The organism is Streptomyces sp. NPDC006283, from assembly GCF_040613325.1.
In the GTDB taxonomy this organism is placed as follows: Bacteria; Actinomycetota; Actinomycetes; order Streptomycetales; family Streptomycetaceae; genus Streptomyces.
Genome location: NZ_JBEXRZ010000434.1, coordinates 1 through 2146, shown reverse-complemented (window position 1 = coordinate 2146; position 2146 = coordinate 1). Strand labels below are relative to the sequence as shown.

The 2146-nt window shown below is 69.3% G+C and carries 2 protein-coding genes; both read left to right on the top strand.

The annotated features are described in order from the left end of the window. Positions 1-95: 95 nt before the first annotated feature. On the top strand, positions 96-956 hold the full coding sequence (locus ABZ070_RS37005; protein ID WP_356640562.1) for a thioredoxin domain-containing protein: 861 nt from the start codon (positions 96-98) through the stop codon (positions 954-956). Positions 957-1077: 121 nt separating this feature from the next. Beyond that, positions 1078-2001, top strand: a complete 924-nt coding sequence (lgt, locus tag ABZ070_RS37000; RefSeq protein ID WP_356640560.1) for a prolipoprotein diacylglyceryl transferase — start codon at positions 1078-1080, stop codon at positions 1999-2001. The last annotated feature ends 145 nt before the right edge of the window (positions 2002-2146 follow it).

Below are 2146 nucleotides of genomic sequence, written 5' to 3'. Positions count from 1 at the left end.
AGAAGCCATCGGCTGAGGCGCCAATCATGGTTCGGGAGCAGCCGGCCCGGTACGTACGGTCTGACGAAAGTCTGCGCGGTGTGGTCGAGAGGCTGATGTGGGCGCGGAACCAAGGACGAAAGCGGGTCGCCCGTGAGCGACTCCAGCAGGAACGAGCGCGGGAAAAGTCACGCGAGAAGCGTCGACGGACCCTGATCGTGGTGTCGGCCGTCGTGGGTGTGCTCGGGCTGGCCGCCGTGGCCGGCCTGGTGGCCGCCAACAGCGGCAAGGACGAGGGCGGCGGCACCGATGCCGGGCTGCTCACCGCGCCGAGCGGCGCCCAGGGCGAGGAGCAGCTCGCGATCCCGGTCGGCGCGAGCGACGCGCCCTCCACCCTCACGGTGTGGGAGGACTTCCGCTGCCCCGCCTGCGCCTCGTTCGAGAACGCTCTGCGGGACACGATCCACGAACTGGAGCGGACCGGCCAGATCAGGGTCGAGTACCACCTCGCCTCGATCATCGACGGCAACATGGGCGGCAACGGCTCACGCCGCGCGGCGAACGCCGCCGCGTGCGCCCAGGACGCGGGCAAGTTCGCCGAGTACCACGACGTTCTCTACATGAACCAGCCGCCGGAGACCGAGGACGCCTTCGCCGACACCGGCAAGCTGATCGACCTCGCGGGCAAGGTCGAAGGACTCGACACGCCCGCGTTCCGCAGCTGTGTGAAGGAAGGCAAGCACGACGCCTGGGTCAACAAGTCGAACGAGGCCTTCCAGAGCGGCGGCTTCAGCGGCACCCCGACCGTGCTGCTCAACGGCGAGTCGATCTTCCCGACGAAGGGCGAGGAGCGGATCTCCGTCCCCAACTTCAAGAAGTGGGTCAAGGAGGCCAACGAGGGCAAGAAGCCGGGTACGGAGCGGCCCGCGCCTGCGGGCGGGGACAAGAGCGCGAGCCCCGGGGCCTCGCCCTCCTGACCGCGGCAGGCCGCACCGGGCAACGGCGGCTCGGACGGCGCCACGGGTCGCGGCTCGTTATCCATACGTTGCCGGGCGGGTTGCCGTACGTCCCGCCCGGCAGGGTAGCGTCGGTCCTGCCATGGACATCGCCTACATTCCCAGCCCCTCGACCGGAGTGATCCATCTCGGACCGCTCCCGCTGCGCGGCTATGCGTTCTGCATCATCATCGGCGTCTTCGTAGCCGTCTGGTTCGGCAACCGGCGCTGGGTCGCCCGGGGCGGCAAGGCCGGCACGGTGGCCGACATCGCCGTCTGGGCCGTCCCCTTCGGTCTTGTCGGCGGCCGGCTCTACCACGTGATCACCGACTACCAGCTGTACTTCAGCGAGGGTGAGAACTGGGTCGACGCCTTCAAGATCTGGGAAGGCGGCCTCGGTATCTGGGGCGCGATCGCGCTGGGCGCGGTCGGCGCCTGGATCGGCTGCCGCCGCCGCGGCATCCCGCTGCCGGCCTGGGCGGACGCCCTCGCACCCGGCATCGCCTTCGCGCAGGCGATCGGCCGCTGGGGCAACTGGTTCAACCAGGAGCTGTACGGCAAGAAGACCGACCTGCCCTGGGCGCTGGAGATCAGCGAGGGCCCGAACCGCGAGGCGGGCCTGTACCACCCGACGTTCCTGTACGAGTCCCTGTGGTGCATCGGCGTCGCGCTGCTGGTCATCTGGGCCGACCGCCGCTTCAAGCTCGGCCACGGAAGGGCGTTCGCGCTCTACGTCGCCTCGTACTGCGTCGGCCGCGGCTGGATCGAGTACATGCGCGTCGACGAGGCGCACCACGTGCTGGGTCTGCGCCTGAACGTCTGGACCTCGATCGTGGTCTTCCTGCTGGCGGTCGCCTACATGGTGATCTCGTCGCGGATGCGGCCGGGACGCGAGAAGATCGTGGAGCCTGCGGCGGCGAAGCCGGTTCATGGTGAGGCGCAGGACGACGGGTCCACGGAGACGTCCGAGGACGCGGAGACGTCCGAGCCGGAACCGTCCGACGCGGAGCCACGCGGCAAGGCGTGATTTTCCCCCACCCCGCCCCTTCCCGAACCGGGGCAAGCCCCGGGCCCGTACCGCGCTTCGCTGCATCCGGCTAGGGCCATCAAGGTACGCGCCTTCAGCCGGTTCAACTTGCTCATGTTTCCGACGATTTTGCCCTGGAAGAGGC

Excerpts from the sequence above, each read along its gene's own strand:
- lgt (WP_356640560.1), top strand. The coding sequence starts at position 1,078 with ATGGACATCGCCTACATTCCCAGCCCCTCGACCGGAGTGATCCATCTC.
- ABZ070_RS37005 (WP_356640562.1), top strand. The coding sequence starts at position 96 with ATGTGGGCGCGGAACCAAGGACGAAAGCGGGTCGCCCGTGAGCGACTC.